We start from the raw sequence: 21986 nt of genomic DNA on the forward strand, positions 1-21986 counted from the left end.
CCGCCCCGGCCGCGGGCGGCCGCCGGCCGGTGCCGGGGCGGCCCCGGCCGGGGGCGTGATCGCTCAGCGGCCCACGTACTTCGGCTTCTCCTTGGCGATGAAGGCCTGGACCGCGATGGCGTGGTCGTCCGAGGCGCCGGCCCTGGTCTGGAGTTCGTCCTCCTTCTCCAGGGTCTCGCCCAGCGTGTGGCCTGCGCCGTAGGCGAGGGACTCCTTGATCGCGGCGTAGGCGAGCGTCGGGCCGTCGGCCAGGGCACGGGCGACCGCCGCCGCCTCCGCGGCCAGGTCGTCCGCCGGTACGAGCCTGTTCACGATGCCCAGGTCGAACGCCTCCTGCGCCGTGATCGACCGCGGGAAGAGCAGCAGGTCGGCGGCCCTGCTGGGGCCGATCAGCCGCGGGAGCGTCCAGGAGACCCCGGAGTCCGCCGTCAGGGCGACCCCGGCGAAGGACGTCGTGAACTTGGCGGTGTCGGCGACGACGCGGTAGTCCGCGGCCAGCGCGAAGCCCATGCCGGCACCCGCGGCGACGCCGTTCACGCCCGCCACCACCGGCTTCGGCATCTCGGTGATCGCGCGCACGATGGGGTTGTAGTGGTCGCGCACGGTGCTCATCGTGTGTCGGGTGCCGGACTCCCGGTCGGAGACCAGCAGGGAGATGTGCTCCTTGAGGTCCTGGCCCACGCAGAAGGCGCGGCCCGTCGCCGTCAGCAGCACCGCCCGTACGCCGGTGTCCGCTCCGGCCGCCTGCAGGGCGTCCCGGAGGGCGACCTTGGCCTCGGCGTTCATCGCGTTCATGGCCTCGGGCCGGTTGATCGTGATCGTCGCGAGTCCGTCGCTCACCTCGTACAGCACGGTGTCGGCCATGTCGGGTCCCCTTCGCACCTCGGGCAGTGATGTCGTGCCCAGCATGGCGGAGATCGCCGGAGCCGACATACGCCCCGGTATGTGACCTGCGTCAAAGAATTCCCGGGCGCCGGTACGGCGCGTGGAGGTCGAGCGGGGGCGAAGTATCGCAGGCGGATCCCCGAATTGGGTGGTTTTGCGAAAGCGCGTTGCGCAAGCGATGCCTACTGATGTTGGTCATCGGGTCCTGCGATGCGGGATAATGGCTGGGAAGCAATGTGTTCGATGCCGGTGACGTGTGCCCACCCAGGGGGCCGTCGGCTGACGATGAGCTGGTTTCAGGAAGGGGAACGAGCATGGCGGCCATGAAGCCGCGGACGGGCGACGGCCCGCTCGAGGTGACCAAGGAGGGGCGGGGCATCGTCATGCGCGTTCCGCTCGAAGGCGGCGGTCGGCTTGTCGTCGAGCTGACTCCGGACGAGGCCGACGCCCTTGGCGATGCCCTCAAGAAGGTCGTCGGCTGACGCGGGAGCGCCCACACCTTTCTGTACTGCCCCGGCACGGCACCTCGCCGCGCCGGGGCAGTGCCGTTTCCGGGTACCGCCCGCCGGGCGCGGCAGGGCGGCCGTCAGCCGCGGCGCACCGCGCAGAGCAGCCCGTCGCCCACCGGGAGCAGCGACGGCAGCAGTTCCTGGCTCTCCCGTACCGTGCGCAGCAGTTCCCGCACCCGCAGCACCTCGCCCGGCTGGGCCGCCGAATCGACCGTGCGGCCGTCCGCGAAGACGCCCTCGAAGCACACAAGGCCCCCAGGCCGCAGCAGGCGCAACGATTCAGCTAGATAGTCCAGCGACTCCAGCCGGTCCCCGTCGCAGAAGACGAGGTCGTACCCGCCGTCCGCGAGCCGGGGCAGTACGTCGAGGGCGCGGCCGGGGATGAAACGGGCCCGGTTCCCGGCGAAGCCGGCGGCGCGGAACGCCTCGCGGGCGAACTGCTGGCGCTCCGGTTCGGGGTCGACCGTGGTCAGCACGCCGTCCGGCCGCATGCCCTGGAGCAGGTAGATACCGGAGACGCCGGTGCCCGTGCCGATCTCCGCCACCGCCTTGGCGTCCGCCGTAGCGGCAAGCAGACGCAGGGCGGAGCCCGTGCCGGGCGACACCGAGGGCAGCCCCGCTTCCCGGGCCCGGTCGCGGGCCCAGCGCAGTGCTTCGTCCTCGGCGACAAAGGCGTCGGCGAACGCCCAGCTCGTCTGCCGGTTGGCGGTAATGACCCTCTCCTGTCCCCGTAGTTGGCGCAACCGTGACTGTATCCGCTGCGCTCGGGAACCCGCAGATGGGACCGGGCGTTATGGAAGAGCGTGGGAAAGGTGTTTGACGAGCGGCACCCGTTCCCAAATTCGCGTAAAGATTCTTATCCGGAGCTAACGGGCGAGGTGGCTATGGTAGGGGCTCTACTGGACACCACCAGAGCCGACAGGGGAGGTGCGGCTGCGCCTGTGGATCGGAGAGGGGTGCTGAGGCGCCTTCTCGGGTCGGCGGGTGAGCCGAAATCCGTGACCGACACCGCTGACGCCCGTTCCGCCCAGGCCGACTCCGTACCCACCGCGACGTTCGCATCGGATGCGGAATCGCAGGCGTGGACGCCTCCTTCGTGGGAGGACATCGTCAGCACGCACAGCGGCCGGGTCTACCGCCTCGCCTACCGTCTGACCGGAAACCAGCACGACGCCGAGGACCTCACCCAGGAGGTCTTCGTCCGTGTCTTCCGCTCCCTGTCGACCTACACGCCGGGCACCTTCGAGGGCTGGCTGCACCGCATCACGACGAACCTGTTCCTGGACATGGTCCGCCGCAAGCAGCGCATCCGCTTCGACGCGCTGGGCGACGACGCGGCCGAGCGGCTGCCCAGCCGGGAGCCGTCCCCGCAGCAGGTCTTCAACGACACCCACTTCGACGCCGACGTGCAGCAGGCGCTGGACACCCTCGCCCCCGAGTTCCGCGCCGCCGTGGTGCTCTGCGACATCGAGGGCCTGTCGTACGAGGAGATCGCCGCCACACTCGGCGTCAAGCTCGGCACCGTCCGCAGCCGGATCCATCGCGGCCGCTCCCACCTGCGCAAGGCCCTGCAGCACCGCTCTCCGGAGGCGCGTGCCGAGCAGCGCTCCCTCGCGGGCGTGGCCGGGGAGGGCGGGACGGCGTGAGCAGCACAAGTCCGACCCCCGCGGAGCAGCATCTGGGGGACCGGCTCGCTGCCCTGGTCGACGGCGAGCTCAAACACGACGCCCGCGAGCGCGTCCTGGCCCATCTCGCGACCTGTCCCAAGTGCAAGGCCGAGGCCGATGCCCAGCGCAGGCTGAAGAGCGTCTTCGCCACGGCCGCCCCGCCGCCGCCGTCCGAGGGCCTTCTGGCACGGCTCCAGGGGCTGCCCGCGGGGCCGCCCGGAGGTGATGACGACGGGCGGGGAGGTCCTTTCGGCCGGGGACTTCCCGGAGATGGCGTCTTCGGCGTGACCCCGAACGGCTTCGGCTACGCCCCGGGCGGCGACGGCCTGCCCGACGGCGGCCCGGGGTCCGGATTCCGCATCCACGACGTGGCACGGCAGGAGGCGGAGCGCTCCCCGTGGCGCGGGCGGAGGTTCGCCTTCGCCGCGGCCAGCGCGGTGTCGTTCGCCGCGATCGCCCTGGGCGGCACCCTGCCGCTCGCCGCCACCGGCGACGTCTCCGCCCGCGGTGACAACCGGGGCAACAAGGTGACGCCGCTGCGCACGGCCACCACCGGCGCGGGCACGGAAGCCAACCGCAGACGGGGCGGTGTGGCCGGCACCAACAGCACGCCCGTGGTGGCGGTGGCCCCGCAGACCCTGGTCCAGACGCGGCCGCTGACCCACCCGTTCACGGCGTCTTCGCTGCTCACGGGTGGTGCCGCACCGACGCCGGCCCGGCCGACCGCCTCGGCTTTCCAGCTCGCCACGGCTCCGGGGCCCGCCCCGTCCGTGTCCCCGCTGCCCAGCCGGCTCGCCGCCCCGCCCCCGCGCTGACGCCGCCCGGCCGCCTCCGGGAGGCCTGCCGCACTGTAGGACGCGATCCGCAAACCTGATTGAATCCAGGGAACGGTGCCCGGCGGGGCACACGGAGCGGCAGTTGCGGGGAGAGCATGGAGAACGGGAAGCCGACGGGTCCCAAGCCGAAGTGGTGGAGCCGTCCGGCCCACCCCGAGCCGTCGTCGCCCGCCGGCGCGGCCCCCACGGCGGCGGAGCCCACGGCGGGCGCGGTCGCGCCTGCCGCCCCGGCGAGCGACGACAGGGCGGCCGTCGCACCGGGGGCTCCCGTCGACGACCGGTCGGAGTACCCGCTTCCCGCGCCTGCGGCACGGACGACACCGGAGGCTCCGGCTCCGGGCCTGCCCGGCCGCGCGCCGGCCGAGCCCGCCGGCGACCCGGCTCCGGCCGCCCCGCAGCCGCCCGGCGGGACCCCCGCCGACGGCGTGCGGCTCCAGGACCCCGCCCCGGAGGCCGCCTGCGCGAGCGAGCCGGCCGCCGCCGCGCACGCCGCGCATGCCGCGCACAACGCGTACGGCAGCACCGGGCAGGACGGCACAGCGCGCGACCTCCACCCGCAGCCGGTCCAGGACGGGACACCGGCCCCGGCCGGCGAACCGACGTATCCGGCTGCTGCCGCGGCCGGGCAGCCGGGCGAGGCCGTGCGGCCCCTGCACGAGCCGGACGAGTACGGCACACCGCCATACGGCGGCCCGGGGCCCTGGGCGCCCGCACCGCCGGTGCAGCATCCCAACGCGACCGGTGGCACACCGCCGCAGTACCCGGCGGCCAGCGGCCACCAGGGCTCCGCACCGGCACCCGTGCCCGCCGGGGCACCCGCGCCGCAGGGCGCCGTACCGGAGCAGTGGCGGCAGTACGACCCCTGGGGTGCGCCCGGCGCGACCCTGGTCCGGACCGGCGAGCCGCCGAAGAAGAAGTCCCGCCGGGGCATGGCCTTCGCCGGCGCGCTGATCTTCGCCCTGCTCGCCGGAGTCCTCGGCGGCGGTGTCGGCGCGTACCTGGAGCGCAACGGGGGGATCACCACCGTCGAGCTGCCGCAGTCGGGGCCGGAGGGTACCGGCCGCGCGCCCGAGAGCATCGCCGGGATCGCCGCCAGCGCTCTCCCCGGTGTGGTGACGCTGCACGTCAGCGGGGGAGGTGAACAGGGCACCGGCACCGGCTTCGTCCTGGACGCGCAGGGGCACATCCTCACGAACAACCACGTCGTCTCCCCGGCCGGCAGCTCCGGCGACATCTCCGTCACCTTCAGCGGCGGAGAGACGGCCCGCGCCACCCTCGTCGGCAAGGACAGCGGTTACGACCTCGCCGTGGTCAAGGTCCGTGGTGTCTCCGGCCTCAAGCCGCTGCCCCTGGGCAACTCCGACAACGTCCGGGTCGGGGACCCGGTCGTGGCCATCGGCGCGCCCTTCGACCTCCAGAACACCGTGACCGCCGGGATCATCAGCGCCAAGGAGCGCCCGATCACGGCCGGCGGGGAGAAGGGCGACGGCAGCGACGTCAGCTATGTCGACGCCCTGCAGACCGACGCACCGATAAACCCCGGGAATTCCGGCGGACCGCTCGTCGACTCCAAAGCCCGGGTCATCGGTATCAACAGCGCCATTCGCGCCGCGGACGGCGGTTCCGGTCCCGACGCGGGCTCGGGGCAGGCCGGCTCCATCGGCCTCGGCTTCGCCATCCCCATCAACCAGGGCAAGCGGGTCGCCGAGGAACTGATCAACACCGGAAAGGCCACCCACCCGGTGATCGGCGTCAGCCTCGACATGCAGTACTCGGGAGACGGCGCGCGCGTCGGCGAGAAGGGCAAGGACGGCGCCCCCTCGGTCACCGCGGGCGGCCCCGCGGCCAAGGCAGGCATCCGGCCCGGCGACGTCATCACCAAGGTCGACGGCCAGCGGGTGCACAACGGCGAGGAGCTCATCGTCAAGATCCGCGCGCACCGGCCCGGCGACCGGCTGGAGCTCACGGTGCTCCGCGGCGGCAAGGAGCAGACCAGGGCGGTGACGCTCGGTTCGTCGACCGGCACGTGACGGACATCCCGAAGGTACCGTCGGGACAGATTCGCCGGGTACCGTGGAGCCGGCCCCGCTCGTCCCAGCGCTGCGGGCACGGAGAACGAGAACACGAGGAGCAGCAAGGTGTTCAACGACATAGGCGCACTCGAGCTCGTGACGCTCGTGGTCCTCGCCGTGCTGGTCTTCGGCCCGGACAAGCTGCCCAAGGTCGTCCAGGACGTCTCGCGCTTCATCCGCAAGATCCGCGAGTTCTCCGACAGTGCGAAGCACGACATCCGCAGCGAACTGGGCCCGGAATTCAAGGATTTCGAGTTCGAGGACCTGAATCCCAAGGCGTTCATCCGGAAGCAGCTCTCCGAGAACGAGGACCTCAAGGAGATCCGCGGCAGCTTCGATCTCAAGAAGGAGATGAACGAGGTCGCGGACGCCGTGAACGGCAAGGAGCCCGAGGGCTCGGTGCGGGCCGGCGTCGGCGGCACGCCGGGTGGCGGCACCACCCCGGATCTCCTCAAGAAGCGCGAAAGGCCCGATCAGGGCGAGCGGCCGCCCTTCGACGCAGACGCCACCTGAGGCCCCCTACCGCCGTCAATCCCAACGAGTCGGTGACGGGTGGCTATCCTCCATCTGTCCGGGATCGAGGACGCCCGCGGGGGGCGGGCCGTTCCGGACCTCGCTGACCAAGGAGGCGGCCGGGTAGATGGAGACGACGAGTCGGGTAGGGGCGCAGGATTCGCCCAGCAGTTCCACCGCTGAGGGGGTGCCCGCAGCCCGGCGTACCGTCGACGGCTATCTGCGCGCCCCCTTCCCCTGGTACGGCCTGGACGAGGCCTTCACCGGACAGCGCTGGCTGATGCAGGTCGGCACCGCCGCGGACGGTTCGGTGCAGCACGGCTCCATGGGGCACGGCGACGAGCCGTCGATAAAGTCCGACGCCACCGGCGCGGAGAAGGAACGCTTCGCCGTGGTCGTCACGGTCGCCTCGAGCCCGGTGCGGCGCACCGGGGACGGTACGGGCGTCCTGGACGCCACGACCGTCTCCTCGGCCGCCTGGCTGGCCGGCTCGGGCCTGCTGGCGTACACCTGGCCGGCGCAGCTCGACCACTCCCTGCGCGACGACTGGCTGGACCAGCAGACGGAGACCGCCTTCGAGCTCGCCGACGACCTCGCCGGCCCCGCCTGGTCGGAGCTGTCCCTGCCGGTGGACGGGGTGCCGATGCCGTTCCACTACCGCGAGTCCGAGTTCGGCTGGGTGCTCGCCGGCTCCACCGGGAACGGGGTGCACATCGGCGCGTACGGGCGGGGGATGAGCGCGTACGGGCTCGGTTTCTCCGTGGTGCAGGACCTCGACGCGTACGCGTAGACCGCGCGGGAGACGCCGGGCCCGGCCGGCCCGCCGCCGAGGACGACGACTGCCCACAACCCCCGGGGGTTGTGGGCAGTGCTTGCGTCGTCGTGCGGGCGGCGTCAGAACTTGTTGCGCGGAGTGATGCCGAGCGACATGCCCGAGAGACCGCGCTGACGGCCGCCGAGCTTGCCGGCGATGGACCGCAGGGCGGAGCCGGCGGGGGAGTCGGGGTCGGTGAGGACGACGGGCTTGCCCTCGTCGCCGCCCTCCCGGAGCCGCACGTCGATGGGGATCTGGCCGAGCACCGGCACCTGGGCGCCCGTGGTCTTCGTCAGTCCGTCGGCCACCAGCTGGCCGCCGCCCGTGCCGAAGACGTCGACCATCTCGTCGCAGTGCGGGCACGGCAGGCCCGACATGTTCTCGACGACGCCGACGATCTTCTGGTGGGTCTGGACGGCGATGGAGCCGGCCCGCTCCGCGACCTCCGCCGCGGCCTGCTGCGGAGTGGTGACGACCAGGATCTCGGCGTTCGGCACCAGCTGGGCCACGGAGATCGCGATGTCGCCCGTGCCCGGCGGCAGGTCGAGCAGCAGCACGTCGAGGTCGCCCCAGTAGACGTCCGCGAGGAACTGCTGCAGCGCGCGGTGCAGCATCGGACCACGCCAGACGACCGGCGCGTTGCCCGGGGTGAACATGCCGATCGAGATGACCTTCACACCGTTCGCGGACGGCGGCATGATCATGTTCTCGACCTGGGTGGGGCGGCCGTCCGCGCCGAGCATGCGCGGCACGCTGTGGCCGTAGATGTCGGCGTCGACGACACCGACCTTCAGCCCGTCGGCCGCCATGGCCGCCGCCAGGTTCACGGTCACGGAGGACTTGCCCACGCCGCCCTTGCCGGAGGCGACCGCGTAGACGCGGGTCAGCGACCCCGGCTTGGCGAACGGCACCTCGCGCTCGGCGGTCGTGCCCCGCAGCGAGGCCGCGAGCTCGCGGCGCTGCTCGTCGCTCATCACGTCCAGGGACACCTCGACGCCGGTGACGCCCTCGACACCCGAGACGGCGTCCGTGACGCGCTGGGTGATCGTCTCGCGCATCGGGCAGCCGGAGACGGTGAGGTAGACCGTGACGGCGACCGCGCCGTCGGGCCCGATCTCCACCGACTTGACCATGCCGAGATCCGTGATCGGCTTGTTGATCTCGGGATCGTTCACCGTCGCCAGCGCGTCGCGCACCGCGTCTTCCGTAACCATACGCACGATGGTACGGCGCGGAATCGCGCCCCGGGGGCCCCCGTCAGCGGTCGCCTTCGTCACGTCCGCCGTGGCGCCCGGACGGGAATAGCGCGGTCGCCGCGGGCCGTTGCGGCGGTTCCTCCTCCGCGCCGGCCCAGGGCGGCCCCGGTTCCGTCTCGTCGGAGTCCGACATTCCGTATTCGGCCTCCCGCCAGTGGTCGGGCAGCAGATGGTCCAGTACGGCGTCGACGGTGACCGCACCCAGCAGCGCCCCGTCGCCGTCCACCACAGGCGCCGCGACCAGGTCGTAGGCGGTCAGACAGCAGCTGACGGCCGGCAGCGGGGTGTCCGGGTCCAGCGGAGGCAGCTCGGTGTCGACGAGCGGCGCGACCGGCGCGTCCGGAGCGCTCCGCAGCAGCCGGTGGACGTGCACCGTGCCCAGATACGGGCCCGTGGGCGGCTCGACGGGCGGGCGGCAGACGTACACCTGCGCCGCCAGAGCCTGGATCAGGTCCCGCTCGCCGATCCGGGCCAGCGCGTTCGCGACGGTGGCCTCCGGCGGCACCACGACCGGTTCGGTCCTCATCAGGGCGCGCGCCGTGCGTTCCGGCTCCGACTCCTCCTCCCGAGCGCGCGCGAGACCCTCCACGGGCTCCTGCGGGGGCAGGCCGCCCACCGCCGACCAGTCGACGGCCAGCGCCTCGCCTCGGTGCCGCGCGGTCCCGCCCCGGTCGCGGTGGGCGCAGATCCGGTCGGCCTCCCACTGCCCGCGGGCCGGGTGCCGGTGCACCTCGATGTCCAGGACGCTGACCTCCTCGCCCGAGTCCGCGAGCCGCACCCGCCGGTCCAGCAACTGGCCGAGGACGAGCCGCTCGTCCGGCCTCAGGCCGAATCTGCGCATGCTCACGGTTCCGGAGAGGGTGACCTGGCCGGACTCGAGGCCGGCCACGCGGGAGACGGGCACGAAGACGGGGCCGTGCCCGAGCACCTCGACGACCAGACCCACCAGCCGTGGCGGGCGGTCGGCCCGGAATGTGGCCACGAGGTCACGCACGCGTCCGACCGTGCCGCCGTCGGGACCGAACACCGGGACACCGGCGAGATGCGAGACGAAGATCCGGGGGCCGTCTTCCGTCATGCTCAGCGCCTCCTCCACTGCCCGCGGAGGGCATCGGGCGTGAACCGCCGGGATCGTACGAGGAGCGGAACGGATTGCTCCGAAATGGCATCGTTCAACGGCTTCAGGCTAGCCCGTACCGATCCATGGTGCTGTCGTCGCCGGTCCGGACGACTGCCCTCCGGACAGCACTCCGACCCCGGGTACGCTGCGGTCTGCCACCCCCCACGCGTATGAGAGGCAGTGCGCTCGTGACCGCTCTCCCCCCGGGTCCGGCAGCCCCTGTGCGCCGGGCCGCGCTCCCCGTCGCGCTGTGCGCCGTGCTGGCCGCTGCCCTCACCGGGTGCGGCGAGGACCCGGACGCGGGGACGAACGGCGTCGGGAAACTGGAGGCGCCCGCCATCGAGAAGAAGGCCAAGGCGGCGGCCGACGCGGCGGACGCGGTGCGGGTGGCGGGCACGCTGGTGTCCAAGGGCGGCACGTACAAGCTGAACATGCGGCTGAAGAAGTCCGGCGGGGTCGGCTCGGTGACGTCGAAGAACTCCACCTTCGAACTCCTGCGGGTCGGGGACGCGCTCTATCTGAAGGCCGACGCGGGCTTCTGGGTGCACGCCGACTCCGACGGCAAGGGCGACGGCGAGGAGCCCGGCAAGGATGACGAGGCCGCCGCCGAGAAGCTGGACGACAAGTACGTGAAGGTGCCCGAGGACGACCCGGCCTACAAGCAGCTGCGCGGCTTCACCGACATGAACGTGCTGCTCGACGGCCTGCTGGGACTCCACGGCAAGCTCAGCAAGGGCGAGCGCGTCACGATCGGGGGGGTCCGCACCATCAAGATCATGGGTGGCGAGGGCAACGGCGGGACGCTCGCGGTCTCACTGGTGGGCGAGCCGTATCCGGTCCAGCTGAACCGGGCGGGCGACGCGGGCGTCCTCACCCTGGGGGACTGGGGCCAGGACTTCGCACTCGAGGCCCCCGCCAAGGGCGAGACGGTCGACTACGGCCGGCAGTTGCCGCGCGCCAGCGACTGATCCCGGGGCCGCGCTTCGTGCCGCCCCGGTCCGCGTCCGGTTCCTGCGACACCGGCCCGCGCCCGTTCCGTGGCGGTACACCGCTGCCGAGCCGCGAGGCGCCGTCGCCGGCAGCGCGCCTCAGCGGGCGTGCGTCCGAGGGTTTTGACCGGTGAGCGCCGCGTCCGGCGCCGCAGGCCGCCACGGGGCCGACGTCCGGTCGCGGTGCCGCGGCAGCGGCCCGCGGACCCTCAGCCGCGCCTGCGGCCGCGGCGGAGGAGCCGGGGCAGGGCCGCGGGAGCGGGCCGCCGGGTCGTGGCCGGTGTGGGCAGTGGTGCGGCGGCCAGGGAGCCCTCGGGGTGCTGGGTGGTCGACTCGCGGGGCTCCAGCCGCAGCACCCGGCACTCGCGGCCCCAGCGCTCGGTCATCCGCTCGCCGTCCGGGGCGTTGAGCCGCTTGCCCTTCAGCTCGCCGACGGCGGATTCCCAGGCCTCGGAACCCGGTGCCAGCTCGGTCACCGCGGCGGTCCAGGCGACCAGCCGGCCGCCCTTGTCCTTGCTGCGCACGGTGACCTCGGCGGTGGAGCCGTCGGCCAGTCCGGGCAGTGGCTGCTCGCCCGGTCCATCGCCGACGACATGCGCCGCGCCGTCGTGCCACGCATGCCACAGCGCCCGGTCCGGGCCCGTGCCGCGGACCCAGATGAGGCCGGACTTCTTGGTGGCCTCCTCCACGAGGGCCTGCCCGAACAGGGGGTCCTCGGCGGGGTGGGCGGAAGCGTCGTTCATGCCGGCAGCCTAGTGTGCCGCGGTGGGGAACCGGGCCCGGCCACCGGGGCGGGCGGGAGTTACGAGGTCCGGTGCCTGACCGTCAGAGCCAGCCGTTGCGCTTCAGCGTGCGGTGGATGGCGAGACAGATCCCGCCGATGCCGACGAGCACCATCGGATAGCCGTACCGCCAGTGGAGCTCGGGCATGTGATCGAAGTTCATGCCGTAGATCCCGCAGACCGCCGTCGGCACGGCGATGATCGCGGCCCAGGACGTGATCTTGCGCATGTCCTCGTTCTGGGCGACGGTGGCCTGCGCCAGATTGGCCTGCAGGATCGAGTTCAGCAGTTCGTCGAAGCCGATGACCTGCTCCTGCACCCGGGCCAGGTGGTCGGCGACGTCGCGGAAGTACTTCTGGATGTCCGGGTCGACGAGCCGCATCGGGCGCTCGCTCAGCAGCTGCATGGGCCGCAGCAACGGCGTCACGGCTCGCTTGAACTCCAGCACCTCACGCTTCAGCTGGTAGATCCGCCCGGTGTCGGTGCCCCGCGTGCTGCCCTTCGACGGCGCGGAGAAGACGTCGATCTCGATCTCGTCGATGTCGACCTGTACGGCGTCCGCGACCGCGATGTAGCCGTCCACGACGTGGTCGGCGATGGCGTGGAGCACCGCGGAGGGGCCCTTGTCGAGCAGCTCCGGGTCGTCCTGCAGCCGGACGCGGAGGTTGCGCAGGGAGCCCTGGCCGCCGTGCCGGACGGTGATCACGAAGTCGGGCCCGGTGAAGCACATCACCTCGCCGGTCTCGACGACCTCGCTGGTCGGCGTCAGCTCGGTGTGGTCGACGTAGTGGACGGTCTTGAAGACCGTGAACAGGGTGTCGTCGTACCGCTCGAGCTTGGGCCGCTGGTGGGCGTGCACGGCGTCCTCGACGGCCAGCGGGTGGAGACCGAACTCGGCGGCGATGCCGGAGAACTCCTCCTCCGTCGGCTCGTGCAGACCGATCCAGGCGAAGCCGCCGCCCTCGCGCACCCGGAGCATCGCCTCGCGCGGGGTGAGGCAGCCGGTGTTCTCGAGGCGCTTGCCGTCGCGGTAGACGGCGCAGTCCACGACGGCGGTGGAGGCGGAGGGGTCACGCGTGGCGTCGTACGCGCTGTACGGGCCGCTGGTCTTGCGCAGGGCGGGGCGGACCGCTTGACGCAGGTCACGGATCATCGACATGGCAGGCTCCTTCACGGAGAGGCCGCCGGTGCGAGGCGTGGCACAGCCCGGAATGAGGACGTGTCTCGATACGTCCGCAAAGCGGGCGGCACCGCGGGACGCGGTGACGGCGTTCGCTACAGACAGTCAGGCAGGGGAGTCGTGCTCTTCCGTCATGCGCGGTGCCATGGAACTGACGGTGCGGGAAGCCCTCAGCGGTACGAGGGGAGGATTCGCGCGGAAGAGCGGTTGGTACTGCACGGTCGACTTCGATCCATCGCAGCCCCACCTCCTCCGGCCGGTCCCCCGTGGGGGAAGACGTCTCGTCGGGATCCGAGAACCATGCTTCTGCATGTTGTCCCGAACAGGCGGCCAAGCCTATCAGCCGACTGAGGGTCAATCCCTTCCTTTGCCCGTTCCTGATGCGATCTATGCTCGCGGCATGGGAGAAGTTCTTGCTCTGGTCGAGGCGCGGCTGCGCAGCGCGCTGGGTGAACCGGACGCGCGCGCCGCGGTGACCTTTCTCGGTACGGACCGGATCGAGGTGCTGCGGTTCATCGACGGGGACGTCGTCCGCTACGCCACGCTGGGGATGTCCGCACAGCCGATGACCGACCCCAAGGACGTCCTCGCCGACCCGGTGAAGGGGCCGCGCGCGGAGCTCGTCCTGTCGGTGCGCGCCGGCCTGGCGGACACGGACAAGGTGCTGCGGCCGCTCGCAGTCCTGGCCTCGTCCCCGCAGGTGGAAGGGGTGATCGTGGCCCCCGGGAACTCCATGGACGTGGGGGAGCCCCTGTGGCCCGGCGCCCCGTTCTCCTCGGTGCTGGTCGCCGAGTCCGGCGGCTTGGTCGAGGACCTCGGGCTCGACGACCCCATGGACCCGGTCCGCTTCCTTCCCCTGCTGCCGATGACGCCGAACGAGGCGGCGTGGAAGCGGGTGCACGGCGCGGGGAAGCTCCACGAGCGGTGGCTGAACCACGGCACGGACCTCCGCGATCCGCTGCGGAAGTCCGTGCCCCTGACGTGATGTCAGCCGCCGTGCGCGAGGCGTGAAGTGACGCATCTCATGGTCGAGTTGGCTGATCGGGACCGGGTTCGCGGCCGCCGGGCCGGCCGTGCCGCCCACGGGTCCGGGGCGGGGATGCGATCGGCCGGACGGGCGCGGGCCCGGGGTCGGTGGGCGAACACCGCCACCCCGTTCCGGGACGCGTGGACCGGCGCCGCCCCGGCCGCCTCCACGGTGAGCGCGGCCCGCCGGACCCGTACGATCGCCCCGCCGCGGCGCCGGCGGCGACGAAGAGGTGAACGGCAGCCAGACGTGACTCGCCGTGGCGTCCAGCCCCTTGGCGATGGAACGCAGGATCGGGTCGACCGGGCCGATGCCCTTGAAGGTGACGACGGACGCGCCGGCGGTGGCCCAGACGGCCTTCGGCCGGCGCGGGATCCCACCCGCCCCGCCGGGCGGCCCCGCCTCGCCGCCGGCTCCTGTCCGGCCGGCCCGGCCGGCTCCTCCGGCGTACGGATCCTCGCGCGCATGGACGCTCCTCCGCTTCTCCGTTCAGATCGTTGCTATATGCAGACAATGAATTAGAGAGGCTAATTAATGTAATCTGCAAATAATTCTCCCTGCTGAGGGCGGGTGAAACCGCCGTGCGGGACAGGTGATCGTCCTTGACGCGGCGCCGCACGGGTAGGACCGTTGAGCGCTATGAGGGGCGAACCCAGTTGCCCGAAGTGTGGTGGCCGGGTCAGGGCGCCCGGTCTCTTCGCCGACACGTGGCAGTGCGATGTGCACGGTTCCGTGTATCCGCTGCAGCCCGTGATCCCGCCGAGCGTCGAGGCCCTCAGTGTGGTGGTGGCCCGCGCCAGGGTGCCCGTGTGGATGCCGTGGCCGCTTCCCGTCGGCTGGCTGTTCACCGGGGTCGCGTACGCCGGTGACGACCGCAGCGGCGGTCGGGCCACGGCCGTGGCCTGCTCCGGCCCCGGACCCCTGGGCGGTGTGGGCGAGTTGCTGCTCGTCGCCGAGGAGCTCGGCGTCGGTCTCGGCGCCCGATTCGCCGGGATCGACGGACCCGACCCGGGGCCGCACATGACCGTCGACACCTCGCCCCAGGCCAAGGTCCTCGCCGCGGGCCGGCCGACACCGCTCTGGCACGTCGACGACGCTCCGGAGGACCGTGCGGTGTTCGCGGGCGAGGCGCGCGGGCTCTGGCTGTGGGCGATCGTCTGGCCCGAGTCGACCGGGCTGCTGATGTACGACGAACTGATACTGACGGATCTTCGGGACGCCGGTCAGGAACTCGAACTGCTGCCCTGCGGGGCGCTGTCGCCACGTCTGCTGATGTGACGTCGGGCGGTCCGCGCCGGGGCCCGCCGGCGTGCTCGGACGGCGTCGCCGGCACGGCCCGGCGCCGTCGTCCGCCGCGGGTGCCGGTGCCGCGGGCCGGTCGCGGGGGTGGCGCGAGTGCGCGTTCCCGGCCCTCGGGGCACCCACGATCCGTGACGGCCTTCACGCGACGAGCCGGTCGGGGCGGTGCCCGGGGCCCCGTTACGATTGAACGTCAGCCCGTCCGCCCCGAGCCCTGGAGTCCCGCGTCGTGCGCATCGACCTGCACACCCACTCCACGGCCTCCGACGGTACGGACACCCCCGCCGAGCTCGTCCGCAACGCGGCGGCCGCCGGACTCGACGTCGTGGCCCTCACCGACCACGACACCGTGGGCGGCCATGCCGAGGCGATGGCCGCACTGCCCGAGGGTCTGACCCTCGTCACCGGTGCCGAGCTCTCCTGCCGGACCGACGGCGTGGGGCTGCACATGCTGGCGTACCTCTTCGACCCCGGGGAGCCCGAGCTGGCGCGAGAGCGGGAGCTGGTGCGCGACGACCGGGTGCCGCGCGCCCGAGCCATGGTCGGCAAGCTCCGTGAGCTGGGTGTGCCGGTCACCTGGGAGCAGGTCTCCCGGATAGCCGGCGACGGCTCGGTGGGCAGGCCGCACGTCGCCACCGCGCTCGTGGAGCTGGGCGTCGTCCCCGATGTGTCCGCCGCCTTCACGCCCGACTGGCTGGCGAACGGCGGCCGGGCCTACGTCGAGAAGCACGAGCTCGACCCGTTCGAGGCCGTCCGCCTGGTGAAGGCGGCCGGCGGGGTCACGGTCTTCGCCCACCCGCTCGCCGTGAAGCGCGGAGAGGTCGTCTCCGAGGACGTCATCGCCCGGCTGGCCGAGGCGGGCCTCGACGGCATCGAGGTCGACCACATGGACCACGACGAGCCGACTCGGGCCCGGCTGCGCGGACTTGCCGCCGAGCTCGGGCTGCTGCCCACCGGTTCCAGCGACTACCACGGCAGCCGCAAGACCTGTCTGCTCGGCGACTTCACCACCGACCCCGAGGTCTACGGCGAGATCATCCGCCGTGCGACCGGCGCGTTCCCGGTCCCGGGCACGGGCGGAACGCCCCGCCGCGAGGTCTGACCGCCCCACATCCCTCCGGTCCCTCGGGGCCGGCCGCACGTCTCTCGTGCGAGTGCGGTCGTCCGCCACCCGGAAGGCCGCGGGACTCCCGCGCGCCCCGGCCGTACCTGCCTCGCGGCCTCCCCTCCTCGTCCACCACCCGGTTGTCCCACACCCTGCAAGGCCTCACTGTGTTCGACGTCGCCGTCTTCGGCTCCCTGTTCCTCACCCTGTTCGTGATCATGGATCCCCCCGGGATCACCCCGATCTTCCTGGCACTCACCTCCGGGCGCCCCGTCAAGGTCCAGCGCCGGATGGCCTGGCAGGCGGTCGCGGTCGCCCTCGGTGTGATCACCGTCTTCGGGATCCTCGGCCAGCAGATCCTCGACTACCTCCATGTCTCCGTACCCGCGCTGATGATCGCCGGCGGTCTGCTCCTGCTGCTCATCGCGCTCGATCTGCTCACCGGGAAGACCGACGAACCCAAGCAGACCAAGGACGTCAACGTGGCGCTCGTGCCGCTGGGCATGCCACTCCTGGCGGGGCCCGGTGCGATCGTCTCCGTCATCCTCGCGGTGCAGAACGCGGGCACCGCCGCCAAGCAGGTCTCGGTGTGGGCCGCGATCGTCGCGATGCACGTCGTCCTGTGGCTTACCATGCGCTACTCGCTGCTGATCATCCGCGTGATCAAGGACGGCGGGGTGGTGCTGGTGACCAGGCTGGCGGGCATGATGCTCTCGGCGATCGCGGTGCAGCAGATCATCAACGGAATCACCCAGGTGATCCAGGGCTCGTGACCGGCCCGATCGCCGGCGATCTCCCCGCTCGGCACAGCGCCCCCGAACGGAACCCTTTTCCGTTCGGGGGCGCTGTGCCGGAAGGCGTTACGAAGCCGAGGCCTCGGCCGGCCGGATGTAGATACGCTGGCCGATCGCGGCGGCCTGCTGCACCATCCGGCCCACGGAGGCGGCGTCCACGACAGTGCTGTCCACGGCGGTACCGTCGACATCGTCGAGTCGCATGATCTCGAAGCGCATGAAGAGCTCCCCTCTGGCCGTCTGTGTATGTACCTCTCAACGGGATGTCATCTACAAACATTCCCTACGCTAAAGAAAATTTTTGGATGGCTAACTACTGGCAGGTAGACCCCGGCCCGCTCACAATGGGGTCGTCATGAACGACTCTGAGCTTTCCGAGATGAGCGCCCGCCTGGAGCGCACCAACGAGCTGCTCCAGCGCATGCTCGCCGAGGTCGCCAAGACCCCGTCCACGCATGCCATCTTCGTCGACGCCGGTTACGTCTATGCTGCGGCCGGGTTGCTTGTTGCGGGTACCGAGGACCGGCGCTCGTTCGACCTCGACGCCGAGGGGCTCATCGATGCGTTCATCGACAAGGCCCGCACGATCTTCGCGGACAGCCGGCTGCTGCGCGTCTACTGGTACGACGGCGCCCGGCGCCGGATCCACACAGCCGAGCAGCAGGCCATAGCGGAACTGCCCGACGTCAAGGTCCGGCTCGGCAACCTCAACGCCAACAACCAGCAGAAGGGCGTCGACTCCCTCATACGCACCGACCTGGAGTCACTGGCCCGGCACCGGGCGATCAGCGACGCGGCGCTCGTGGGCGGGGACGAGGACCTCGTCTCCGCGGTGGAGGCCGCCCAGGGGTACGGCGCCCGGGTCCATCTGTGGGGCATAGAGGCGGCCGAGGGCCGCAACCAGGCGGAGCCGCTGCTCTGGGAGGTCGACAGTCAGCGCACCTTCGACCTCGACTTCTGCCGGCCCTATGTGACGCGCCGGCCCGTGACGACGTACGAGGACGACAGCCCGCCCCCGTCGCGCGACGACGTGCGCTTCGTCGGCGCGCAGATAGCCGCCACCTGGATGGCCGAACGCGGCCGGGATCCGATGGCCGAACTGCTGCCCGGCCACCCCTATCTGCCCGGTCCCGTCGACCAGGACCTGCTCATCGAGGCGGAGAAGCTCCTCAAGCACTCCCTGCGCGGCTACGCCCATCTGCGGCGGGCGCTGCGGGACGGCTTCTGGGACCACCTGCACGGTCAGTTCTGAGCCGCGACGGCCGGCCCGGGAACCGGACAGCGCCTGTCGAGAACGGGACGGTCAGTTCCGGGACCAGAAGTCCACCAGGGCCGCCGCGGTCGGCGCCGGCCGGTCCGTGTTCGGCGAATGCTCGGCGCCCTCGACCACCGTGCGCAGCGCCCCGAGCCGCACCGCCATCTCGTCCAGCAGCGGCACCGGCCAGGTGTCGTCCCGTTCACCCGACAGCACGTGCATGGGCAGCGGGCCCACGGCGGCGAGCTCGTCGACGCGGTCCGGCTCCACGGTGAGCTGCCTGCCGGTTGCCAGCAGCTGGGCGGGACGGTGCCGCAGCCAGCGGCGCCGCAGTTCCTCGCCGTCGGTGGTGGCCTCCTCCGGCGGGTCCAGCGCCTGCATGGCCTCCCAGACCTCGCCCATCTCCATCACCGCGAGCGCGTCACCCAGCAGCTTGACCTTGTGCTGCTGCGCCGGGGAGATACGGGCCGGGCCGGACGACATCAGCGTCAGGGTCCGGAACGGGCGCACGTCGAGGAGGACGGCGGCCCGGGCGATCTGACCGCCCAGCGAGTGCCCCACCAGATGCACGGGTGCGTCACCGATCGCCTCCGCCTGCGCGAGCACGTCCCGGGCCAATTCGGACTGCGCGTAGGCCGACTCGTCGTCGGGACCGTCGCTCTCGTACTGGCCGCGTCCGTCGACGGCGACGGCCCGGAAGCCGGCCGCGGCGAGCGGCTCCAGCAGCGCGATGAAGTCCTCCTTGCTGCCGGTGTACCCGGGCAGCAGCAGCGCGGTGCCCCGGCTGGGGCGGCCGCCCCCGGCCGGTTCGGCGTCCAGCACGGCGAAGTCACCGCGGCTGGTGCGGAGCGCGTAGGCGCGGGCGCAGGCGGGCGGGCGGAAGGTGGGCGGCCGGCTCATGCGGACGAGGTTACCCGGGCGTTCGGCGCTCGTGGCCGTCCACGGGCCGCCCTGACACGGCTGAGGGCCCGCCATCCCGGGCGGGATGACGGGCCCTCAGCGAACGGCTCAGGCCTCCGGCTGGGCGGCCTTGGCGCGGGTGCGGCGGCGGCGCGGCTTGGCCGGCTCGTCGTCGGCGGCTTCGGTGGCCGGTGCCTCGGTCGCGGTCTCGGCGGTGGTGGCCGAGGTGCGGGTGCGGCGGCGGCGCGGCTTGGCCGGCTCGTCGTCGGCGGCTTCGGTGGCCGGTGCCTCGACCGTCGCCACGGCGGACGCCTCGGCGGCCCCGCCGACCCGGGTCCGGCGGCGACGGCGCGGGGTGCGCGGCGTCTCCTCCGCCGTCTCCTCGACGGCTGCCGGTGCCTCGGCCGCGGTGCCGGCGGCCTCCGCCTCCAGCGGGGCGCCGCCCCGTGTGCGGCGGCGCTGACGCGGGGTGCGGGTACGGGCGGGCTGCTCCGAACGCTCGGCCGTCCTGGCCGTACGCGCCCCGGAGCGCGAACCGCGGCCGCCGGGCTCGCCGAGGTCCTCGAGCTCCTCGGCGTCCAGACCGGCGCGGGTGCGCTCGGCACGGGGCAGGACGCCCTTCGTGCCCGCGGGGATGCTCAGCTCCTCGAAGAGGTGCGGAGACGTGGAGTACGTCTCGACCGGATCGTTGAAGTTCAGGTCCAGCGCCTTGTTGATCAGCTGCCAGCGCGGGATGTCGTCCCAGTCCACCAGCGTCACGGCGGTGCCGGTCGCGCCCGCGCGGCCCGTACGGCCGATGCGGTGGAGGTACGTCTTCTCGTCCTCCGGCGTCTGGTAATTGATCACGTGCGTGACGCCCTCGACGTCGATGCCGCGTGCGGCGACGTCGGTGCACACCAGCACGTCGACCTTGCCGTTGCGGAACGCACGCAGCGCCTGCTCCCGCGCGCCCTGGCCCAGGTCGCCGTGGACGGCGCCGGAGGCGAAGCCGCGATGGGCGAGCTGGTCCGCGATGTCCGCGGCAGTGCGCTTCGTACGGCAGAAGATCATCGCGAGGCCGCGGCCCTCGGCCTGCAGCATGCGGGCCACCAGCTCGGGCTTGTCCAGGGAGTGCGCCCGGTACACGCGCTGTGTGATGTTCGCGACGGTCGCGCCCTCGTCGTCCGGCGCGGTGGCACGGATGTGGGTGGGCTGCGACATGTAGCGGCGTGCGAGGCCGATCACCGCGCCCGGCATGGTCGCCGAGAACAGCATGGTCTGGCGACGTGCCGGCAGCAGCTGGATGATCTTCTCGACGTCGGGCAGGAAGCCGAGGTCGAGCATCTCGTCGGCCTCGTCGAGGACGAGCGCCTTGACGTGGGAGAGGTTCAGCTTCTTCTGGCCCGCCAGGTCCAGCAGCCGGCCGGGGGTGCCGACGACGACGTCGACGCCCTTCTTCAGCGCCTCGACCTGCGGCTCGTAGGCGCGGCCGCCGTAGATCGCGGTCACGCGGACGTTGCGCACCTTGCCGGCGGTGAGCAGGTCGTTGGTGACCTGCGTGCACAGCTCGCGGGTGGGGACGACCACGAGCGCCTGCGGCGTGTCGGTCAGCTCCTCGGGCTTCGCCCGGCCCGCCTCGACGTCGGCGGGCACGGTGACGCGCTCCAGCAGCGGAAGGCCGAAGCCCAGCGTCTTGCCGGTGCCGGTCTTGGCCTGGCCGATGACGTCGGTGCCGGAGAGGGCGACCGGGAGGGTCATCTCCTGGATGGGGAAGGGGTTCGTGATGCCGACGGCCTCGAGGGCCTCGGCGGTCTCGGGAAGGATCCCGAGATCCCGGAAAGTCTTGGCCTGCGTAGTCAGGGTGTTGCCTCTTCTGTGAGACGCGGCGCGAGGCGAACGCTGGGGGTCCTACCGCACCTGGGTACGGGTGCCGGCCGTGGATTGGCCGGAAGGCGCGGGACCACTGCCGTCGCTCGAGCGCTCGTGCCGCTGAGGTCCCCTCATGTGGCGGAATGCGCACAGAGGGCTGTCGGGTCGGAGCCGATCGGGCCACCGACCGGGCATCCTCATTCAGAGGGCCCGCCGAATATCCGGCAGGCTTAATACCACTGTACCCCGGATTCGTGCATCTGTGTTGGCCGAATTCCCGGCGACCGTGTCGCGACCGGGGCTGACCAGGCCCTTCCAGGGTGACGGCGGCGGGCTATTGTGCGCTTCATGGAGACGCCTGACAACGCCACCCCGCCCGTCGCGGACGCGGCCGAAGAACTGACCGGGATCGCAGCCCAGGACTGGGCCGCGGCCTCCGCCGACCCCCAGTACCGCGCCGCGGTCGTGGATCTGCTGGGCGCGCTCGCCTACGGCGAGCTGGCGGCCTTCGAACGGCTCGCCGAGGACGCGAAGCTGGCGCCGACGCTGGCGGACAAGGCCGAGCTGGCGAAGATGGCATCCGCCGAGTTCCACCACTTCGAGCGGCTGAGGGACCGGCTGACCGCGATCGAGACCGATTCCACGAAGGCGATGGAGCCCTTCGCGGCCGCGCTGGACGAGTTCCACCGCCAGACGGCCCCGTCCGACTGGCTGGAAGGCCTGGTCAAGGCGTACGTCGGCGACTCGATCGCCAGCGACTTCTACCGCGAGGTGGCCGTACGGCTGGACTCCGACACCCGCGCCCTGGTGCTCGCGGTGCTCGACGACACCGGTCACGGCAACTTCGCCGTGGAGAAGGTCCGCGCCGCGATCGAGGCGGACCCGCGCGTCGGCGGCCGGCTCGCGCTGTGGGCGCGGCGGCTGATGGGCGAGGCACTGTCCCAGGCCCAGCGGGTCGTCGCGGAGCGCGACGCGCTGTCCACGATGCTCGTGGGCGGGGTGGCGGACGGGTTCGACCTGGCGGCGGTCGGCGAGATGTTCACCCGGATCACCAAGGCGCACACGAAGCGGATGGCCGCGCTCGGCCTCGCCGCGTGACGGCGGGGTAAGGCCGGGGCGCGCGGCGCCGGACGGG

Annotated in this window: 22 protein-coding genes and 1 pseudogene; 13 read left to right on the forward strand and 10 right to left on the reverse strand. The window is 72.3% G+C overall.

Annotation, left to right across the window (positions count from 1 at the left end; all coding sequences use genetic code 11):
* Positions 1 to 63: 63 nt before the first annotated feature.
* Positions 64 to 864: a 2-cyclohexenylcarbonyl CoA isomerase gene (gene chcB, locus BLT82_RS04565; RefSeq protein WP_093652688.1), complete on the reverse strand. Its 801-nt coding sequence runs from the start codon at positions 862 to 864 to the stop codon at positions 64 to 66.
* 335 nt (positions 865 to 1199) lie between these two features.
* Between chcB and BLT82_RS04570 the strand changes: the two genes are divergently transcribed.
* A complete protein-coding gene (locus BLT82_RS04570; RefSeq protein ID WP_003966491.1) occupies positions 1200 to 1367 on the forward strand; it encodes a DUF3117 domain-containing protein in 168 nt (55 codons plus the stop codon).
* Between the two features lie 104 nt (positions 1368 to 1471).
* On the opposite strand, the gene BLT82_RS04575 is transcribed toward BLT82_RS04570, so the two are convergent.
* Positions 1472 to 2137 (reverse strand): O-methyltransferase, encoded by a 666-nt coding sequence (locus BLT82_RS04575; RefSeq protein WP_093652493.1) that lies wholly within the window; start codon positions 2135 to 2137, stop codon positions 1472 to 1474.
* 141 nt (positions 2138 to 2278) lie between these two features.
* Here BLT82_RS04575 and sigE point away from each other — a divergent pair, with 141 nt between their 5' ends.
* The 5 genes from sigE to BLT82_RS04600 all read left to right on the forward strand — a co-directional run bounded on the left by sigE (position 2279) and on the right by BLT82_RS04600 (position 7272).
* Positions 2279 to 3040, forward strand: coding sequence for an RNA polymerase sigma factor SigE (gene sigE / locus BLT82_RS04580; protein WP_208867698.1), 762 nt, complete (start codon positions 2279 to 2281; stop codon positions 3038 to 3040).
* Positions 3037 to 3876: an anti-sigma factor family protein gene (locus BLT82_RS04585; protein ID WP_093652495.1), complete on the forward strand. Its 840-nt coding sequence runs from the start codon at positions 3037 to 3039 to the stop codon at positions 3874 to 3876. The genes sigE and BLT82_RS04585 overlap by 4 nt, the downstream gene beginning before the upstream one ends.
* Positions 3877 to 3992: 116 nt before the next feature.
* Positions 3993 to 5927: a S1C family serine protease gene (locus tag BLT82_RS04590; protein WP_167745954.1), complete on the forward strand. Its 1935-nt coding sequence runs from the start codon at positions 3993 to 3995 to the stop codon at positions 5925 to 5927.
* Between the two features lie 108 nt (positions 5928 to 6035).
* Complete coding sequence (locus BLT82_RS04595) at positions 6036 to 6482, forward strand: sec-independent translocase (protein ID WP_093652496.1); 447 nt, start codon at positions 6036 to 6038, stop codon at positions 6480 to 6482.
* 127 nt (positions 6483 to 6609) lie between these two features.
* Positions 6610 to 7272, forward strand: coding sequence for a hypothetical protein (locus BLT82_RS04600; protein ID WP_167745955.1), 663 nt, complete (start codon positions 6610 to 6612; stop codon positions 7270 to 7272).
* A 104-nt stretch (positions 7273 to 7376) separates the two neighbouring features.
* Here the strand turns inward: BLT82_RS04600 and BLT82_RS04605 are convergent, their stop codons facing one another.
* Both BLT82_RS04605 and BLT82_RS04610 read right to left on the reverse strand, forming a co-directional pair.
* Positions 7377 to 8510, reverse strand: coding sequence for an Mrp/NBP35 family ATP-binding protein (locus BLT82_RS04605; protein WP_093652498.1), 1134 nt, complete (start codon positions 8508 to 8510; stop codon positions 7377 to 7379).
* 43 nt (positions 8511 to 8553) lie between these two features.
* Positions 8554 to 9630 carry a CBS domain-containing protein gene (locus BLT82_RS04610; protein WP_093652499.1) on the reverse strand — a complete coding sequence of 359 codons (1077 nt, stop codon included), beginning with the start codon at positions 9628 to 9630 and terminating at the stop codon, positions 8554 to 8556.
* A 230-nt stretch (positions 9631 to 9860) separates the two neighbouring features.
* Between BLT82_RS04610 and BLT82_RS04615 the strand changes: the two genes are divergently transcribed.
* Positions 9861 to 10640 carry a hypothetical protein gene (locus BLT82_RS04615; protein ID WP_093652500.1) on the forward strand — a complete coding sequence of 260 codons (780 nt, stop codon included), beginning with the start codon at positions 9861 to 9863 and terminating at the stop codon, positions 10638 to 10640.
* A 230-nt stretch (positions 10641 to 10870) separates the two neighbouring features.
* On the opposite strand, the gene BLT82_RS04620 is transcribed toward BLT82_RS04615, so the two are convergent.
* Together BLT82_RS04620 and BLT82_RS04625 are read right to left on the reverse strand one after the other, a co-directional pair.
* Positions 10871 to 11404, reverse strand: a complete 534-nt coding sequence (locus BLT82_RS04620) for a hypothetical protein (RefSeq protein ID WP_093652501.1) — start codon at positions 11402 to 11404, stop codon at positions 10871 to 10873.
* An 82-nt stretch (positions 11405 to 11486) separates the two neighbouring features.
* Complete coding sequence (locus BLT82_RS04625) at positions 11487 to 12602, reverse strand: magnesium and cobalt transport protein CorA (RefSeq protein WP_093652502.1); 1116 nt, start codon at positions 12600 to 12602, stop codon at positions 11487 to 11489.
* A gap of 421 nt (positions 12603 to 13023) precedes the next feature.
* Between BLT82_RS04625 and BLT82_RS04630 the strand changes: the two genes are divergently transcribed.
* Positions 13024 to 13608 carry a suppressor of fused domain protein gene (locus tag BLT82_RS04630; protein ID WP_093652503.1) on the forward strand — a complete coding sequence of 195 codons (585 nt, stop codon included), beginning with the start codon at positions 13024 to 13026 and terminating at the stop codon, positions 13606 to 13608.
* Between the two features lie 270 nt (positions 13609 to 13878).
* On the opposite strand, the pseudogene BLT82_RS37750 reads toward BLT82_RS04630, so the two are convergent.
* A pseudogene (locus tag BLT82_RS37750) lies at positions 13879 to 14037 on the reverse strand (MFS transporter); the annotation flags it as partial.
* Between the two features lie 252 nt (positions 14038 to 14289).
* Between BLT82_RS37750 and BLT82_RS04635 the strand changes: the two are divergent.
* The 3 genes from BLT82_RS04635 to BLT82_RS04645 all read left to right on the forward strand — a co-directional run bounded on the left by BLT82_RS04635 (position 14290) and on the right by BLT82_RS04645 (position 16827).
* A complete protein-coding gene (locus BLT82_RS04635) occupies positions 14290 to 14928 on the forward strand; it encodes a DUF6758 family protein (protein ID WP_093652504.1) in 639 nt (212 codons plus the stop codon).
* A 250-nt stretch (positions 14929 to 15178) separates the two neighbouring features.
* Complete coding sequence (locus BLT82_RS04640) at positions 15179 to 16051, forward strand: PHP domain-containing protein (RefSeq protein ID WP_093652505.1); 873 nt, start codon at positions 15179 to 15181, stop codon at positions 16049 to 16051.
* A 170-nt stretch (positions 16052 to 16221) separates the two neighbouring features.
* On the forward strand, positions 16222 to 16827 hold the full coding sequence (locus BLT82_RS04645) for a MarC family protein (RefSeq protein WP_093652506.1): 606 nt from the start codon (positions 16222 to 16224) through the stop codon (positions 16825 to 16827).
* 87 nt (positions 16828 to 16914) lie between these two features.
* Here BLT82_RS04645 and BLT82_RS37050 read toward each other — a convergent pair whose 3' ends face one another.
* Complete coding sequence (locus BLT82_RS37050; protein ID WP_017947180.1) at positions 16915 to 17067, reverse strand: hypothetical protein; 153 nt, start codon at positions 17065 to 17067, stop codon at positions 16915 to 16917.
* A 160-nt stretch (positions 17068 to 17227) separates the two neighbouring features.
* On the opposite strand from BLT82_RS37050, the gene BLT82_RS04655 reads away from it, so the two are divergent.
* On the forward strand, positions 17228 to 18100 hold the full coding sequence (locus BLT82_RS04655) for an NYN domain-containing protein (RefSeq protein ID WP_093652690.1): 873 nt from the start codon (positions 17228 to 17230) through the stop codon (positions 18098 to 18100).
* Between the two features lie 51 nt (positions 18101 to 18151).
* Here the strand turns inward: BLT82_RS04655 and BLT82_RS04660 are convergent, their stop codons facing one another.
* Both BLT82_RS04660 and BLT82_RS04665 read right to left on the reverse strand, forming a co-directional pair.
* Complete coding sequence (locus tag BLT82_RS04660; RefSeq protein WP_093652507.1) at positions 18152 to 19003, reverse strand: alpha/beta fold hydrolase; 852 nt, start codon at positions 19001 to 19003, stop codon at positions 18152 to 18154.
* Between the two features lie 108 nt (positions 19004 to 19111).
* Entirely contained in the window at positions 19112 to 20740 is a 1629-nt protein-coding gene (locus BLT82_RS04665; RefSeq protein ID WP_093652508.1) for a DEAD/DEAH box helicase, read from the reverse strand.
* Between the two features lie 459 nt (positions 20741 to 21199).
* On the opposite strand from BLT82_RS04665, the gene BLT82_RS04675 reads away from it, so the two are divergent.
* Positions 21200 to 21949, forward strand: coding sequence for a ferritin-like fold-containing protein (locus BLT82_RS04675; RefSeq protein ID WP_093652691.1), 750 nt, complete (start codon positions 21200 to 21202; stop codon positions 21947 to 21949).
* Positions 21950 to 21986: the final 37 nt, after the last annotated feature.

It is taken from the genome of Streptomyces wuyuanensis (assembly GCF_900103455.1).
GTDB classification, from domain to species: Bacteria; Actinomycetota; Actinomycetes; order Streptomycetales; family Streptomycetaceae; genus Streptomyces; species Streptomyces wuyuanensis.

Coding starts and splice junctions, on each gene's coding strand:
- BLT82_RS04625 (WP_093652502.1), bottom strand. CDS start 12,602: ATGTCGATGATCCGTGACCTGCGTCAAGCGGTCCGCCCCGCCCTGCGC.
- BLT82_RS04620 (WP_093652501.1), bottom strand. CDS start 11,404: ATGAACGACGCTTCCGCCCACCCCGCCGAGGACCCCCTGTTCGGGCAG.
- BLT82_RS04570 (WP_003966491.1), top strand. CDS start 1,200: ATGGCGGCCATGAAGCCGCGGACGGGCGACGGCCCGCTCGAGGTGACC.
- BLT82_RS04600 (WP_167745955.1), top strand. CDS start 6,610: ATGGAGACGACGAGTCGGGTAGGGGCGCAGGATTCGCCCAGCAGTTCC.
- BLT82_RS04605 (WP_093652498.1), bottom strand. CDS start 8,510: ATGGTTACGGAAGACGCGGTGCGCGACGCGCTGGCGACGGTGAACGAT.
- BLT82_RS04610 (WP_093652499.1), bottom strand. CDS start 9,630: ATGACGGAAGACGGCCCCCGGATCTTCGTCTCGCATCTCGCCGGTGTC.
- BLT82_RS04665 (WP_093652508.1), bottom strand. CDS start 20,740: ATGACCCTCCCGGTCGCCCTCTCCGGCACCGACGTCATCGGCCAGGCC.
- BLT82_RS04630 (WP_093652503.1), top strand. CDS start 13,024: ATGGGAGAAGTTCTTGCTCTGGTCGAGGCGCGGCTGCGCAGCGCGCTG.
- BLT82_RS04660 (WP_093652507.1), bottom strand. CDS start 19,003: ATGAGCCGGCCGCCCACCTTCCGCCCGCCCGCCTGCGCCCGCGCCTAC.
- BLT82_RS04675 (WP_093652691.1), top strand. CDS start 21,200: ATGGAGACGCCTGACAACGCCACCCCGCCCGTCGCGGACGCGGCCGAA.
- chcB (WP_093652688.1), bottom strand. CDS start 864: ATGGCCGACACCGTGCTGTACGAGGTGAGCGACGGACTCGCGACGATC.
- BLT82_RS04590 (WP_167745954.1), top strand. CDS start 3,993: ATGGAGAACGGGAAGCCGACGGGTCCCAAGCCGAAGTGGTGGAGCCGT.
- BLT82_RS04635 (WP_093652504.1), top strand. CDS start 14,290: ATGAGGGGCGAACCCAGTTGCCCGAAGTGTGGTGGCCGGGTCAGGGCG.
- sigE (WP_208867698.1), top strand. CDS start 2,279: ATGGTAGGGGCTCTACTGGACACCACCAGAGCCGACAGGGGAGGTGCG.
- BLT82_RS04655 (WP_093652690.1), top strand. CDS start 17,228: ATGAGCGCCCGCCTGGAGCGCACCAACGAGCTGCTCCAGCGCATGCTC.
- BLT82_RS37050 (WP_017947180.1), bottom strand. CDS start 17,067: ATGCGCTTCGAGATCATGCGACTCGACGATGTCGACGGTACCGCCGTG.